General features: G+C 68.1%; 15 protein-coding genes. 10 read left to right on the forward strand and 5 right to left on the reverse strand.

The annotated features are described in order from the left end of the window. The first annotated feature begins 14 nt into the window (after positions 1-14). Complete coding sequence (recO, locus tag AC5P6H_RS04740) at positions 15-734, forward strand: DNA repair protein RecO (RefSeq protein WP_014647995.1); 720 nt, start codon at positions 15-17, stop codon at positions 732-734. A 521-nt stretch (positions 735-1,255) separates the two neighbouring features. Here the strand turns inward: recO and AC5P6H_RS04745 are convergent. After that, positions 1,256-1,984, reverse strand: coding sequence for a response regulator (locus tag AC5P6H_RS04745; protein WP_014647994.1), 729 nt, complete (start codon positions 1,982-1,984; stop codon positions 1,256-1,258). Positions 1,985-2,111: 127 nt separating this feature from the next. On the opposite strand from AC5P6H_RS04745, the gene rlmD reads away from it, so the two are divergent. From rlmD to AC5P6H_RS04790, 9 genes are all read left to right on the forward strand, one after another. Then, a complete protein-coding gene (rlmD, locus tag AC5P6H_RS04750) occupies positions 2,112-3,446 on the forward strand; it encodes a 23S rRNA (uracil(1939)-C(5))-methyltransferase RlmD (protein ID WP_032959001.1) in 1,335 nt (444 codons plus the stop codon). Positions 3,447-3,480: 34 nt separating this feature from the next. Further along, on the forward strand, positions 3,481-3,966 hold the full coding sequence (locus tag AC5P6H_RS04755) for a CYTH domain-containing protein (protein WP_042359274.1): 486 nt from the start codon (positions 3,481-3,483) through the stop codon (positions 3,964-3,966). Between the two features lie 115 nt (positions 3,967-4,081). Beyond that, on the forward strand, positions 4,082-4,777 hold the full coding sequence (locus AC5P6H_RS04760; RefSeq protein ID WP_049442334.1) for a DsbA family oxidoreductase: 696 nt from the start codon (positions 4,082-4,084) through the stop codon (positions 4,775-4,777). A 160-nt stretch (positions 4,778-4,937) separates the two neighbouring features. Beyond that, entirely contained in the window at positions 4,938-5,945 is a 1,008-nt protein-coding gene (gene nagZ, locus AC5P6H_RS04765; protein WP_075077049.1) for a beta-N-acetylhexosaminidase, read from the forward strand. Next, on the forward strand, positions 5,945-6,499 hold the full coding sequence (locus AC5P6H_RS04770; RefSeq protein WP_014038078.1) for a hypoxanthine-guanine phosphoribosyltransferase: 555 nt from the start codon (positions 5,945-5,947) through the stop codon (positions 6,497-6,499). Before nagZ ends, AC5P6H_RS04770 begins: the two co-directional genes overlap by 1 nt. Positions 6,500-6,581: 82 nt before the next feature. After that, on the forward strand, positions 6,582-7,328 hold the full coding sequence (locus AC5P6H_RS04775; protein WP_006461208.1) for an S-methyl-5'-thioinosine phosphorylase: 747 nt from the start codon (positions 6,582-6,584) through the stop codon (positions 7,326-7,328). Between the two features lie 88 nt (positions 7,329-7,416). Beyond that, positions 7,417-7,623: a cold-shock protein gene (locus AC5P6H_RS04780; protein WP_005410590.1), complete on the forward strand. Its 207-nt coding sequence runs from the start codon at positions 7,417-7,419 to the stop codon at positions 7,621-7,623. A gap of 125 nt (positions 7,624-7,748) precedes the next feature. After that, positions 7,749-9,017 carry an FAD-dependent oxidoreductase gene (locus AC5P6H_RS04785; RefSeq protein ID WP_014647989.1) on the forward strand — a complete coding sequence of 423 codons (1,269 nt, stop codon included), beginning with the start codon at positions 7,749-7,751 and terminating at the stop codon, positions 9,015-9,017. 180 nt (positions 9,018-9,197) lie between these two features. Next, positions 9,198-9,467: a hypothetical protein gene (locus tag AC5P6H_RS04790; protein ID WP_014647988.1), complete on the forward strand. Its 270-nt coding sequence runs from the start codon at positions 9,198-9,200 to the stop codon at positions 9,465-9,467. Position 9,468: 1 nt separating this feature from the next. Here AC5P6H_RS04790 and pdeM read toward each other — a convergent pair whose 3' ends face one another. Genes pdeM through AC5P6H_RS04810 form a run of 4 tightly spaced genes read right to left on the reverse strand, consistent with a single transcriptional unit; the run spans position 9,469 to position 15,158 of the window. Continuing rightward, complete coding sequence (pdeM, locus tag AC5P6H_RS04795) at positions 9,469-10,110, reverse strand: ligase-associated DNA damage response endonuclease PdeM (protein ID WP_014647987.1); 642 nt, start codon at positions 10,108-10,110, stop codon at positions 9,469-9,471. After that, the gene (locus tag AC5P6H_RS04800; protein ID WP_495202355.1) at positions 10,100-12,559 is read right to left on the reverse strand and encodes a ligase-associated DNA damage response DEXH box helicase; all 2,460 of its coding nucleotides are present in this window, start codon (positions 12,557-12,559) and stop codon (positions 10,100-10,102) included. The genes pdeM and AC5P6H_RS04800 overlap by 11 nt, the downstream gene beginning before the upstream one ends. After that, positions 12,556-14,163 (reverse strand): ATP-dependent DNA ligase, encoded by a 1,608-nt coding sequence (locus AC5P6H_RS04805; RefSeq protein WP_014647985.1) that lies wholly within the window; start codon positions 14,161-14,163, stop codon positions 12,556-12,558. The genes AC5P6H_RS04800 and AC5P6H_RS04805 overlap by 4 nt, the downstream gene beginning before the upstream one ends. Further along, positions 14,160-15,158 carry a ligase-associated DNA damage response exonuclease gene (locus AC5P6H_RS04810; protein ID WP_046431930.1) on the reverse strand — a complete coding sequence of 333 codons (999 nt, stop codon included), beginning with the start codon at positions 15,156-15,158 and terminating at the stop codon, positions 14,160-14,162. Before AC5P6H_RS04810 ends, AC5P6H_RS04805 begins: the two co-directional genes overlap by 4 nt. Positions 15,159-15,239: the final 81 nt, after the last annotated feature.

The following is a 15,239-nucleotide window of genomic DNA, read 5'->3' on the forward strand; positions in this document are numbered from 1 at the left end:
CGACGGTCGCTTCGATGATGATCGAGGACGACACCGGCTTCGTGCTGCACGCACGGGCCTACCGCGAGACCAGCCTGCTGGTCGAAGTGTTGAGCGCGCAGCATGGCCGTATCGGCCTGCTGGCGCGTGGCGTGTCCACCGCCAAGGGCCAGGTGCTGCGCGCCGCCCTGCAGCCGTTGCAGTGGATTCGCTTCAGTGCCCAGCAGCGGGGTGAACTGGCCCAGCTGCGGGGTGCCGAGGCGCTGGATGCCGCGCCACGCCTGGTCGGCCAGGCGATGTTGGCCGGCTTCTACCTGAGTGAACTGACCCTGCGCCTGGCTCCGCGCCAGGACCCGCTGCCGGAGCTGTACCTTGCCTACGGTGAGGCACGCGCGCGGCTGGCGGTCGGTGCCGGCCTGGCCTGGACCCTGCGCCGTTTCGAGCGCGAACTGCTGTCCGCGCTGGGCCTGGGTTTCGAGCTGGACAGTGCCAGTGATGGCCAGCCGATCGACCCGGCGGCGCGCTACGAGCTGGACCCGCAGGAAGGGGCGCAGCGCCTGCTGAGCGAGCGTGGCGGGGAGCGCCGGGCGGCGGCCACTGGCTCGGCGCTGCTGGCCCTTGCGGCCGACGAAGAACCGGATGCCGCCGATCTGGCCAGCCTGCGCCTGCCGATGCGGCGGGTGCTGGCCCATCACCTGGGCGCGCGCGGGCTGAAGTCCTGGGAAATGCTCGAGCAGCTTGCGCCGCGCAGGTAGGGGGGGGGCGGCAGGGCTTGCAGCCCTGCACCTGCCGAATCAACGTCAACGGCAAAAGCTGGCTATCCGTGGGTAGGCGGGGTGGGTCCGGTTGCGGGAGACGCCGTAAACCCGTCCCTGGGGGCTTGGCCGCGGCATCCATGCCGCGGACACTCCCGCAACCGGACCCGCCCCGCCTTCGACAGTTTCCCGCGAGCTGTCGGGATTGCTCTTGGGGTCAGATCCGTTTTCCGCAGGAAAACGGATCTGACCCCAGATTGATTTCGATATCTGACAGAAATTCATCCACGCATGGCGTGGATCTACCCGATCGCGGAAAACTGTAAGAGGTGGGGCGGTATCGGAGGGCGGGGTGTCAGCCGCATGGATGCGGCTGCCAAGCCCCCAAGGACGGGTTTACGGCGTCCCCGCCCTCCGATACCGCACCGCCAACCCACGGAATGCATGCCGTTGCTGTTGCTGTTGCCTTGGCTTGGCTTGAAGCCTCTGCGGGTGCAGGGCGCAGCCTTGCCGAAAAACCCTCAATGCAGCAGGGCAGCTACCGCGGCGCGGAACCCGTCCTGGGCCTGCCCGGACTCGGGTGCATGATGCAGCTGGCGCACCGCCCGGCCCAACCGTGCCGCCCCCACGAAGCCACAGCTCGCCTGCAACCGGTGCAGCTGGCTGCGCAGCTGGCGCTCGTCGTGCTGGTCCACCGCCTGCTCGACCGCGTCGCGCACACCGGGCAACTCGGCCAGGAACAGCTCGCGCAGTGCGATCAGGTGGTTGCGCTGGCCATTGAGCGCGGCCAATGCCGCAGTCTCGTCCCAGTCCTGAACGGCCAGCTCGACCGCGGCCGGGGCCTGTGCCACGAAGATTCCCGCCGGGCTGTTGACCAGCGCACGGCGCACGGCCTTCAGCAGCTGGTCGCGGCCCAGCGGCTTGACCAGGGTGTCGCTGAAACCGGCTTCGCGCAGGCGGGCGTGGATGGAGGTATCGCCGTCGGCCGTATGTGCCAGCGCCGGTGTGTCGGGATGTGAGCGGCGTAGCTCACGCAGCAGTTGCGCGCCATTGCCATCCGGCAGGTTGACGTCGATCAGCCACAGATCATGCGCGCCGGGTTCGGCACTGGCCAGGGCACTGGCCAGCGAATCTGCGGTATCCACATCCGCCGGTAACGTTTCCAACGCCGCCTTGAAAAAACCGCGGCTGATGATGTCGTCCTCGACAAGCAGGAAGCGGGGCCGTGCGGCCCGCGGGGTCATCTGCATCAGGGCTGCCTCCATGTCAGCTGGCCCAATCATCAAGCACGACGGCCACGGGCGCAAGCGGGTCCAGGCCCCGTCGGTCAGGATCTGCGACAATACGCCCCCATTTTTGCCCGCAGCCTGTTGCCACGTGGCCCGATCCCGTTCCCGCACTGACCGTACCCCATTCCAGACCGAGATCCTCGACCTCAGCCATGATGGTCGCGGTGTCGCCCGCCGTGAAGGCGAGGGCGGCAAGGTCACCTTCGTCAGCGGCGCGCTGCCCGGCGAGGTGGTGATGGCTGAACAGACTGCCCGCAGCCGCCATTTCGACGAGGCGCGCACCCTGGAGGTGCTGCAGGCCTCGCCGCAGCGGGTGACCCCCAAGTGCCCCCATTTCGGCACCTGCGCCGGCTGCGTGCTGCAGCACCTGGACGAAGACCAGCAGATCGTGGCCAAGCAGCGCGTGCTGATGGACAACCTGGAGCGGATCGGCCATGTGAAGCCGGGCACCGTGCTCGCGCCGCTGGTCGGCGAGAGCTGGGGCTACCGCCGCAAGGGCCGCTTCTCGGTGCGCCGGGTCGAAAAGAAGGACAAGACCCTGGTCGGCTTCCGTGAACAGGATCCGCGCTTCGTCGCCGACCTCAGCCAGTGCCTGACCGTGATCCCCGAGATCGGCACCAAGGTCGAGGCGCTGTCCACCTTCATCGAGTCACTCGATGGCAAGCGTGACATCCCGCAGATCGAATTCATCGCCGGTGACCAGGCCGTGGTCCTGACCGTTCGCCATCTGCAGCCGCTCAGCGATGCCGACCGCGCGGCCTGGGCGGCTTTCGGCCAGCAGCATGGCTTCGTGATCTACCTGCAGTCCGGCGGCGTGGATACCGTGCAGCCGCTGGACGGGCAGGGTGTGCCGCTGTCGTTCCGTCTGGCGCCGTGGGATGTCGAGCTGGCGTTCCGCCCGCTGGACTTCATCCAGGTCAATGCCAAGCTCAACGAGAAGATGATCGCCCACGCCCTGGACCTGCTGGAACCGGGTGAGGACGAGCGTGTACTGGACCTGTTCTGCGGCCTGGGCAACTTCACCCTGCCGCTGGCGCGCCGCGTGCGCGAGGTGGTTGGCGTGGAAGGCGATGCCGGCCTGGTGGCGCGTGCGCGTGAGAACGCCGAGCGCAACGGCCTGGCCAACGCGCAGTTCTTCAGCGCCGACCTGACCCAGGACCAGCGCAGCACCCCGTGGATGCGCCAGGGCTTTGACAAGCTGCTGCTGGACCCGCCGCGCTCGGGTGCGATCGAAGTGCTGCAGCAGCTGCCGCTGAAGCAGTTCAAGCGCATTGTCTACGTCAGCTGCCACCCGGGCTCGCTGGCGCGCGATGCCGGCTATCTGGTCAACGAACAGGGCTTCACCCTGGTCAGCGCCGGTGCCATGGACATGTTCCCGCATACCGCGCACGTGGAAAGCATCGCGGTGTTCGAGAAGCGCTGACAGGTTGTCATCACCCATCGCGCATAATGGCGCGATGGGCATCGAAATCGAACGCAAATTCCTCGTCAGCAGTGATGGCTGGCGCACCGCCGCGCATCGGGTGATCCCGATGGCGCAGGGCTACATCAACGACATGGGCGCGCTCGACCGCGGCACCCAGAACGCCTCGGTGCGCGTGCGCATCGAAGGCGACCACGCCGCGCTGAACCTGAAGTCGCGCACCATCGGCCATACCCGCCAGGAGTTCGACTACCCGATCCCGGTGGAGGATGCGCGCGCCCTGTTGGCGCTGTGCGTCGGTGGCCTGATCGACAAGCGCCGCCACCTGGTCGAACACGCCGGCCTGACCTGGGAGGTGGACGAGTTCCTCGGCGACAACGCCGGCCTGGTCGTGGCCGAAGTCGAGCTGGACAGCGCCGACCAGGCGATCGACCTGCCGGACTGGGTGGGTGCCGAAGTCACCGACGACGCGCGCTACTACAACGTCGCACTGGCCAGTCACCCCTATTCACAGTGGTGAAGCCCCCAAAAAAGGGGACGGAGGGGATTAAGTCGTCTTTACCCCAGCTGTGCTGGAAACGACTTAATCCCCTCCGTCCCCTTTTTTCGAGGGAGGCGGGCCCCATGTGGTGGGGATGAGAATCGACATCTACTCCGACGTGGTCTGCCCCTGGTGCTGGATCGGCAAGCATCGCTTCCAGCAGGGTGTGCAGTTGCTCGGCGCCAATGCGCCTGAACTCGATATCCACTGGCAGCCGTTCCAGCTGGACCCGGACGCGGACGCCACCCCGGTGCCGCTGCGCGAGGCCTATGTGCGCAAGTTCGGTGGCGTCGAGCGCACCGAGCAGATCCTCGGCCAGACCCAGACCACCGCGCGGGCCGAGGGCCTGCCGATGGATTTCAGCCAGGGCCAGGTGCGGGTGACCACGCTGCCGGCCCATCGGGTGTTGTGGCTGGCCGGCCAGCACGGCGTGCAGGATTCGGTCGGCGAAGCACTTTTCCGTGCCCACTTCGAGCATGGCCAGAATCTGGCCGATACTGCAGTGCTGGTGAAGGCCGGCGTGGCTGGCGGCCTGGACGGTGCTGAAATCGCGCAGATGCTGGGCTCCGACCGCGGCCTGGCCGAGGTCGAAGCCAGGCTGGCGCAGGCCCATGCACTGGGCATTTCCTCGGTGCCGACTTTCGTCATCGATGGGAAGTGGGCCATTTCCGGGGCCCAGCCGCCAGAGGCCTTCGCCAACGCCCTTCGCCAGATCGCAGCCGAACAGGGCGCCCCGGCAGCTTCGGCTGACGGCGACGAGGCCTGCGGCCCGGACGGCTGCAAGGTCTGAGCAGATCGGGGTCAGAGCCCCTGCGGGGATCCGACCCCGGGGTCAGATCCCCGCAGGGGCTCTGACCCCACACTCCCCTTCGTCTGACCCCTGCGCCTGTCGGCCGGTTCTGCGACAATGCGGCACTGCGCCATGCGGGCGCGCGTTGTGGAGATCGACCATGCTGCTGATCGGCGTTGCCGGCACCGAACTGACCGCCCAGGAACGTGACTGGCTGCAGCACGACGCCGTGGCCGGGGTGGTGCTGTTCAAGCGCAACTTCGCCTCGCGCCAGCAGGTGACCGATCTGAGTGCGGCGATCCGTGCCGCCGCCCCGCGCCCGCAGCTGATCTGCGTGGACCAGGAAGGCGGCCGTGTGCAGCGTTTCCGCGAGGGCTACAGCGCGCTGCCGCCGCTGCAGGACATCGGCGCGCTGTACGCCGCCGACCCGCAGCAGGCGCTGGCCCTGGCCGAACAGCATGCCTGGCTGATGGCCAGCGAAGTACGTGCCAGCGGCCTCGACCTGAGTTTCGCGCCGGTGGTCGACCTTGGCCGCGGCAACCGCGCCATCGGCAACCGTGCCTTCAGTGAAGACCCGCAGGTGGTGGCCGCGTTCACCGACGCCTATGTGCGCGGCATGCATGCGGTCGGCATGGCCGCCACGCTCAAGCATTTCCCCGGCCACGGCACCGTGCTGGAAGACACCCACGTCGATACCGCGATCGACCCGCGCGCGCTGGACGAACTGCGCGCCCAGGACCTGGTGCCGTTCCAGGCCGGCATCGCCGCCGGTGCCGATGCGGTGATGATGGCGCACGTGATCTATCCGCAGGTGGCGCCGGAGCCGGCCGGCTATTCCCCGCGCTGGATCCAGGACATCCTGCGTGGCGAGCTCGGCTTCCGTGGCGTGGTGTTCTCCGATGACATCGGCATGGCCGCCTCGCACAGCGCCGGTGGCGTGCCGGCACGCGTGCACGCGCACCTGGATGCCGGCTGCGACGTGGTGCTGGTCTGCCACCCGGAACTGGTCGATGAAGCCCTGCACGCGGTGCAGGGACGCTCCCTCAATACTGCTGCGCTGCTGGGCCTGCTTGGTCGCGGCGCGCTCGGCTGGGACGGCCTGCTGGCCGACGCCCGCCATGGCGACACCCAATCCCGTCTGCTTGAAACCCTTGGAAGAACCGTCTGATGCCCAACCTCACCATTTCCCAGGCCCTGGCCCAGGCTGACCTGCTGGTCGACCGCCCCACCATCGACAAGGCCATCGCTGGTATCGCCGACGCCATCGCGCGCGATTACAAGGGCGAGGTGCCGCTGTTCCTGTCCATCATGCATGGTGCGCTGCCGTTCGCCGGCCAGCTGGCGCTGGAACTGGGCGCGCGCGGCCAGGACGTGCAGTTCGATTACCTGCACGCGACCCGCTACCGCGGTGAAACCACCGGCGGAGACCTGGTCTGGAAGCACAAGCCGGCCACCTCGCTGTTCGGCCGCCGCGTGCTGCTGATCGACGACATCCTCGACGAGGGCTACACCCTGCAGGGCGTCCGCACCTGGTGCCTGGAGCAGGGCGCGACCGACGTGCGCATCGCCGCGATGACCGTGAAGAAGCACGACCGCGCACTGCCGGACGTGACCGCCGACTACGCCGGCATCGAGCTGCCGGACCGCTACGTGTTCGGCTTCGGCATGGACGTCAACGAGACCCTGCGCTGCGTGCCGGCGATCTACGCAATGAAGGAGTAACGGCGCAGCTGCCTGCGGCGCGTCTTCTTCCACCGCCGGCATCCTCGGGTGCCGGCGTTCGTCTTTCCATGGAGTGCTTTGAATGCAACAGATCGCCCTGGCCGTGATTGGTGGTACCGGTGTCTACAACCTGGCCAAGCTCGACGACGTGCAGACCCACGAGGTCGACACCCGCTTTGGCCGCCCGTCCGGCCCGGTGCGCGTGGGCACGCTGCTCGGCCATCGCGTGGCGTTCCTGGCGCGGCATGGCGAGGGGCACTCACTGCCGCCGCACAAGATCAACTACCGCGCCAACCTGGCCGCGCTGCAGCAGCTGGGCGCGCAGCGCGTGCTGGCATTGAACACGGTGGGTGGCATCACCGAAGACTTCGGCCCGCGCGTGCTGGCCTGCCCGGACCAGATCATCGACTACACCTGGGGCCGCATCAGCACGATCTGTGAAGAAGAAGGCACCGACGTGGTCCACGTCGATTTCGGCCACCCCTATACGCCGATGCTGCGCAGCAAGATCCTGGCGGCAGCGAAAGTGACCGGCGTCACGGTCCATGACGGTGGCTGCTACGGCGCGACGCAGGGCCCGCGCCTGGAGACCATCGCCGAGATCGCCCGCATGCGCCGTGACGGCTGCGACCTGGTAGGCATGACCGGCATGCCGGAGGCCGCGCTGGCACGCGAGCTGGGGCTGGATTACGCCTGCCTGGCAATCATCGCCAACTGGGCCGCCGGCTGCGGTGATGGCGAGGAGATTACGATGGCCGAAGTACTGGCGAACGTGCAGGCGGCCAGCAACGGACTTCCGGAACTGGTGGGCGAATTGGCGCGGGGGTGATTGTCTTCCCCGAGCAAGCTTTGCATACTCAGCTTGTGCGCGGGTTCAGCGTACACCACCCATTCATTGCATAAGGTCTCGCATCACCATGCCGAACGGTACCGTCAAGTGGTTCAACGACGCCAAGGGATTTGGCTTCATCTCGCCGGAGGATGGCAGCGCCGACGTGTTCGCGCACTTCTCCGCCATCAACTCCAAGGGCTTCCGCAGCCTGCAGGAAGGCCAGCGTGTCACCTATGACGTGACCCAGGGCCCGAAGGGTGCCCAGGCTTCGAACATCACGCCGGCCGAGTGATCCACTCGACAGTGCGTTGAAAACCCCGCTTCGGCGGGGTTTTTTTTGCGTCGCGACGGGCATTGCGGCGCTGTGGACAGGGTTCCAGGTGGCCATCCGGATTTGCGCTCGGGCACAATGCGCCGATGAAGGAACGACTGCGCATCGCCGTGATCGGCTACGGCACCGCTGGACAGGCATTGTCCATCCTGCTCTCTCGTGATGGCCACGAGGTGGAGATCTTCGAACGCGTGCCCTCGCCGGGGCCGGTTGGCGCCGGCTTCCTGCTGCAGCCCAGCGGCCTGCAGGTGCTGTGGCAGATGGGCCTGCTTGATGCCGTGCGCGCGCATGCGGCGCCGGTGCACCGTCTGTATGGCGATACACCGTGCGAGCGCACGGTGATGGACATGCGCTATGACGGCCTGGACGCGCGCCTGCACGGCCTCGGCATGCAGCGTGGGGCGCTGTTCTCGCTGCTGGACGGGGCGCGTGCGGGTGCGGGCCAGCTGCATGCCGGCGTCACCATCGCCGCAGTGGATGCCGCACAGGGCCGCCTGCATGACAGTGAGGGCCGCATGCATGGGCCGTTCGACCTGGTGGTGGCCGCCGATGGTGCGGCTTCGACGCTGCGCGGCTCGATCGAAGGCGGCACCGGGCTGGACCGCGTGTATCCCTGGGGCGCACTGTGGTGCCTGCTGCCGGCCGAGGACTGGCCGCACCTGCAGGAGCTGCGGCAGCGCTACGTGGCCGCGCGCAAGATGATCGGGCTGCTGCCGGTCGGTACGCGGCCCGGTGATGACACGCCGCGCCTGAGCTTCTTCTGGAGCCTGCCACGCGCCGACTTCGAACGATGGCAGGCCGATGGCATGACGCCCTGGCTGGACGAGCTGCACGCGCTGTGGCCGCAGGCCAGCGCGCGCTTTGCGCATCTGCATGATGCCGGCCAGCTGGCGCGCGCGGTCTACCGTGACGCCGTGATGACGCGCTGGCATTGCGGCCGCATGGTGCTGGCCGGCGATGCCGCACATGCGATGAGCCCGCAGCTGGGGCAGGGGGTGAACATGGCGCTGCTCGATGCGCTGGCATTGCGCGATGCCGTGCGCGCACATGGCGGGGGAGGCGCTGCATTGCAGGCCTACCAGGCGCAGCGCAGGGCGCACGTTGCGGTCTACCAGCGCTGGAGCCGTTGGCTGACGCCGCTGTTCCAGTCTGATCGCGATGCCTGGGCAAAGGCACGCGACGTGCTGCTCGGGCCGATGGGGCGCCTGCCGGGTGGGCGTGGCCACATGCTGCGCGTGCTCAGCGGTACCCAGCATGGCTGGTTCGGTTCGCTTGCGCTGGATCCGGCATTTGTCGACGCGTTGGCTGCAGGGGCGCAGATGCCTGGCATCAGCGCGATCACTGCGAATGCGTGAAGCGCGCTGTCACGCGAATTAACGGTTGCCTCACCGTGTATATGCGAGAAGTAGGTTGCACGCGATTGCGCGTCGCCCGTTTTCCTTTCCGTGATTGACATCGCGCGTGGCCCGGGCGGCGCTGCCGTTGCGGCCTGTCGCGGCCCGGACGTGCCGCCTGTTGTTGAAGAGGAGGACGCCATGTGGTTCGCGGTCGAGGAGCTGGAATCGGAAATCTGCAAGCTGCGCGGACTGTTGCAGATGCTGCACGAGGACCAGCCCGACGTACTGGAGGACGTGTTCGAATTCCATGTGGGCAGCTTGATCAGTCATGCATCGCCGGAGCACCACGGACGCATCCGCGCCTGCGCACAGGAGATGCTGGCGGCAATCCAGGCCTTGCCGCGGCGACGTGAAGTTGACACGCCTGAGTTCCAGTTGATGCCGCAGCTGGACATTCGTCCGGCCTGATTCAAGCCACTGGCAGTTCCACCAGGCCGTTTTCCACGCAGGCGATCATCTGTTCGCCGCTGGCGGGAGCAGGCACGATTCCGGCGGTGAACCCGGAAAAGGCCGGCAGGACCGTCATCCGCTCGCGCAGCCAGAAGGCCGGGAAGCGCCGGCGCAATGCGGGCAGTGCGACCTGCGGATGCAGGTGGCCTGCGAGCACGTGCCACGCCGGATCTGCGCACGGTTCATGGCGCAGCAGGAACGGCGCCAGCCGCACCTCCTCGTGGATCTGCACCTGCAGCTGGGCATGCGGTAGCTGCCGGTCATGATTTCCGCGCAGGACATGAACGTCCAGTGCGGTGTTGCGTTCGCGCCAGCCGAGCCATTGCTGGTACCAGGCGGCGCGATGCGCCGGCCCATGCAGGATGTCGCCCAGGATCCACAGTTCGCGGCAGGCGTGCCTGTCCAGCAGACCCTGCAGGCGTTGCAGGTCTTCGCCGGTTCCGCCGCTGGGCAGCGCGATGCCGGCGCGGCGGAACACATCGGCCTTGCCCAGGTGCAGGTCCGCGATCAGCAGCGCCTGCCGCGCCGGCCAGTAGAGTGCGCGTGCGCCCGCCAGGGTCACCGGTTCGCCGGCAAGCAGCAGTGGTATTTCATCGGCCATGGCGACGTTCCAGCTGCTGGGCCGCGCGTTGCACGCGGGTACGCCAGTCCTCGTTGCTGAACTGCCCGCGCAGGCGTTCGGCCCACAGTGGAAAGCCCAGGGGCGTCAGCGATGCAGGGCGCTGCATCGACATGCGTCGCGCGCCGATCCGGACCAGCACCTGGCGTAGCCCCGGCAGGTCAAGGCTGTCGTGCAGCACTTCGCGTTCGGCCAGCGCCAGCAGCAGGTGCTCGGGGTCATGCTCGCGCAATACGTCGTACAGCAGGCCCGCCGAGGCCTGCAGCTGGCGCAGCGATCGCGGCATGCCCCCCGGCAGGCTGGGTACCAGCAGGCCTGCGACGCGCGCGATGCCACGGAACTGGCGCCGCGCAAGCTCGCCCAGGTTCACCGCCGCACGCAGATCGTCCAGCAGCTGATCGGTGGTGAACAACGCATGCCATTGCGCCGCGTCCAGGTCGATCGCCTGCGCCGGTGCCAGCACCAGGCCGTGATCATTCACGGCATAGCCGATGCTGTTGCGTTGCTGGCGGGTGCAGCGCAGTGCCAACAGGGCGGCCAGCGCCTCGTGCACGTGGCGTCCGGCGAAGGGATAGACGAAGAGGAACTGGCCTTCGCGGCGGCGTACGTCCTCCAGCAGCACGTGGTCCGGGCCGGGAAGCGCCGACACCTGCTGCTGAAGTGCCAGCAGCGGTGCCAGCCAGCGCGCTTCCGCACTGTCGTCGGCGCCTGACAGCACCGACTCCAGTTCGCCGCCGAGTGCCATCGACAGCGGCAGCTGGCCTCCCTGCCAGCGGGGCACGACACCTTCACCGCGCCCTCGTGCCAGCCGCACGAAGGCGGTCATGTCGCGCAGCTGCACCAGCTCCAGCAGGCGCCCGGCGAACTGGAAGCGGTCTCCGCGGCGCAGGCGGCTGGCGAACTGTTCCTCCACGGCGCCGAGGCCGGCCCCGCGCAGGAACTGCACGCGCACGCTACCATCGCTGCTGATGGTGCCGATCGACAGCCGGTGGCGTAGTGCCTGGCGCCGGTCGTGCATCCGGTAGCGGCCATCGGCGTCCTGCACGACCTTGTGGAAGTCAGGGTACTGGGCCAGGGCCTGGCCCCCCTGCACGATGAAAGTCAGCACGGCCTGCCACTGGTCCTCGGCCAGGGATGCGAACGCATGGGTGCGCCGGACCTGCGCCAGCAGCGCATCACCGTGGAAGCCACCGGCCAGGGCACGGCTGACCGCATGCTGGGCCAGAACGTCCAGCGACAGCATCGGTGGCCTGCGTGCTTCGACCACGCCTTCGGCCAGTGCGCGACGCACGGCTGCGTACTCGGCCAGTTCCAGCGCATGGCTCGGCACGCAGAGGATCGCGCCACTGGCACCGGGACGATGGCGCGCACGTCCGGCGCGCTGGCGCAGGCGGGCGACGCCCTTCGGGCTGCCCAGCTGCAGTACCTGTTCGACCTCGGGAAAGTCCACGCCGAGGTCGAGGCTGGAGGTGGCGACCACGCAGCGCAGCGTTCCTGCACGCAGCCCGTCCTCCACCTGCTGGCGCAGCGCCGGATCCAGCGAACCGTGGTGCAGCGCGAGCGTGTCGTGTTCCTCGGGCCAAACCGACGCCAGCGCCTGATGCCACAGTTCTGCCTGTGCACGGGTGTTGGTGAAGAGCAGGCTGCTGCGTGCCTGCATCAATGCGTCCAGCACCCGCGGCAGTTGGGCCAGGCCCAGGTGCCCGGCCCAGGGAAAGCGTTCACCGGGTTCGGGCAGCAGGCTGCGCACCGTGGTCGCACGCGGGCGCACGCCCTGCACGATCGGCGCGTCGGGCTGTCCGGGCAGCAGCACGTCGCGCGCCTCATCCAGATTGCCCAGCGTGGCCGACAGCCCCCACAGCTGCAATGCCGGCGCGGCATCGCGCAGCACGGCCAGATTCAACTGCAGCAGGACACCGCGCTTGTTGCCCAGCAGTTCGTGCCATTCGTCCACCACCACGCAGCGCAGCTGGCGCATGCGCGGCAGCGTATCCGGATAGCTCAACAGCAGCGCCAGCGATTCCGGCGTCGTGACCAGTACGTCGATGCGGCCCTCGCGTGCCTGTCGTCGTTCGCGGTTGCTGGCGTCACCGCTGCGCAGGCCGACACGCCATCCAAGCTGCAACCCATCGACCACGGCCTGCAGCGCACGCGCGGTGTCGCTGGCCAACGCGCGCAAGGGCGTCAGCCACAGCACCTGCAGCGGGCGTACCGCACCGGCGCGGCGGGGCGAAGGCGGTGGGTCGATCATGGCCTGCAGCAGCGGTCCCCCGAACATCGCCAGTGTCTTGCCGCTGCCTGTGGGCGTGTGCAGCAACCCGGATCCGCCGGCGAGATAGTGCCGCCACATCGCGCGCTGGAACGGCAACGAGCGCCAGCCTTTCGACGCGAACCAGTCTTCCAGCCGGCGTAGTGCCTGGCTGCGGTTCATCGCGCCAGCGCCTGCAGGGTAGCCAGCTGATCGGCCTCGCTGGCTGGCTTGTCGTGGCGCCAGCGCAGGATGCGTGGAAAGCGTACGGCGATACCGGACTTGTGCCGGCTGCTGCGGTTGACCGCCTCGAAGCCCAGTTCGAAGACGTGTTCGGGGCGTACGCTGCGCACCGGGCCAAAGCGCTCGCGGGTATTGGCGCGGATCCAGCGATCAAGCGCGAGGATCTCCTTGTCATCCAGGCCCGAATAGGCCTTGGCCACCGGTACCAGCGTGTCGCCGTCCCAGACGCCGAAGGTGTAGTCGGTGTACAACGTGCTGCGCCGCCCATGGCCAGCCTGCGCGTACAGGAGCACTGCATCGATGGTGAGCGGATCGACCTTCCATTTCCACCAGTCACCGCGGCGTCGCCCGGCCTGGTAGGGTGAGGCACGACGTTTCAGCATCAGCCCTTCCACGCCACGTTCGCGTGCCACATCGCGCATCGCCGCCGCCTGCGGCCAGTCTTCGGCGGCAACGTCGGGTGAGAGCTGGATCCGTGCATCACCCAGGGCACCGACGACGTCGGCAAGCCGTGCACGCCGTTCCCGCAACGGCAACTCACGCAGGTCCGCGCCATCGTGTTCCAGCAGGTCATAGGCGAGCACGCGCACCGGCGTGTTGCGCAGGGTAGCCGCACCGGGCTTGCGGCGCTGGATGCGGGTCTGCAGCGCGGTGAATGCACGCGGCAGGTCCGTGGCTTCGTCCCAGGCCAGCAGCTCTCCGTCCAGCACGCAGCCATCGGGAAGCGCCATCGCCGCCTGTTCGATTTCGGGGAAGCGACCATCCAGCCGCTCTTCGCCGCGTGACCACAATGCGACCTCGCCGCGCCGGCGCAGCAGCTGCAGGCGGATGCCATCCCACTTCCATTCCAGCAGCCAATCTTCGATGGAGCCGAGGCGTTCGGCAGGATCGCCTTCCAGTGGTGAGGCGAGAAAGAACGGGTAGGGTTGCTGCCGGTCCAGTGGCAGCTCATCCGGCGACAGCAGCTGGCCCAGCAGTGCGGGCGAGGGCACCCACTCGCCAAGCATGCGCTGGGCGATGCGCGCGATGTCCAGCCCGGACCACTCCGCCAGTGCCTGCTGCACCAGCCGCTGCGAGACGCCAACGCGCAGGGCGCCGGTCAGCAGCTTGTTGAACACCAGGCGTTCGCTGCTGCACAGCTGCTGCCAGCCCGCGACGACCGCCGCACGGCGTACCGCTTCGGGCTGGTTGGCCACCGCCAGCAGATGCTGTTCGATCCAATCCGCCAACGCACGGTCGGCGGCGGGCTGGGATGGATCATCCAGCAGCAGGGTCAACGTTTCGGCCAGGTCACCGACCTGCGCATAGCTGTCTTCCACCAGCCATGGCGGCAAGCCGGATTCTTCGGCAATCCAGGCGCGCAGTTCGCCACTGGCGGCGATCTTGCGGCGTGCGCCGCCCACCTTGCCACCGCTGAGCAGGTACAGCGCCCACGCCGCATCGTGCGCGCCTGCCTGGCGGAAGTAATCGATCAATGCCGCACGCTTGTCCAGCGTGGCGGTGCTGCGGTCCAGGCGCTGGTAGAGCGCCGCGAAGGCCTTCATTCCTCGCTCCCGAAATCGGTACGGAAGGCTTCAGCCGCTACGCCGCGCTCGCGCAGGAAGGGAATCAACGCATCGGTATTGCCATGGGTGGCGATCACCCGCTGCGCGCCGGTCTGTTCGATGGTCTGCAGCAGTGCGGGCCAATCGGCGTGATCGGAAATGACGAAGCCACGATCGACGTTGCGGCGACGCCGGTTGCCGCGCAGCTGCATCCAGCCCGAGGCGAAGCCCAGCTGGTAGCGGCCGAAGCGGCGCATCCACGGCGTGCCGGCGGCCGAGGGCGGGGCGAGGATCAACTGGCCGGCGGCATCCGGCTGGCGACCCTGCTCGGCCACCGCCAGCGTCTCCAGCATTGGCACGTTGGCCTGCCGATACACCTCCACACCATTGGCGATGGCACCGTGCAGCCAGGCCGGGCGATCGTCCAGCGGCAGCAGTTCGGCCAGTACCCGCTGCGCCTTGCCCAGTGCATAGCACAGCAGGATGGCAGCTTCGCCGCGCTGTTCGCATTCGCGTCGCCACGCCACGATCTCCGCAGCGACGGTGGGCGTGTCCGGCCAACGATAGATCGGCAGGGCAAAGGTGGCCTCGGTGATGAAGGTATCGCAGGGCACCACTTCGAACGGCGCACAGGTTGGATCAGGCTGGCGCTTGTAGTCGCCGGACGCCACCCAGACCTGCTGCCCGTCGTCGATGCGCACCTGCGAAGACCCCAGTACATGGCCGGCGGGATGCAGCGATACCTGCACCCGGCCCAGGCGGAACGGCACGCCCTCGGCATGCGCCTGCACCGGCACATCGCCCAGGCGCCAGCGCAGGATCGGCAGGCTGCCGTCGCTGCAGTGGTATTCGCCCATGCCCGGGCGTGCGTGATCGCCGTGGCCATGGGTGATGACCGCGCGCGGGACCGGTCGCCAGGGATCGATGTGGAAATCACCGGCGGCGCAGTACAGCCCTTCGGGGCGCAGGACCACCAGATCGTCATTGACTGCCATGCGGTCACTGTGGCCGGCCGCTCGTGCACAGGGTGAGAATCGGCCTGAACACGGGCTTGGCAGGCGATGCGGCACAATCGA

It is taken from the genome of Stenotrophomonas sp. YJH_SMC_110 (genome assembly GCF_059369255.1).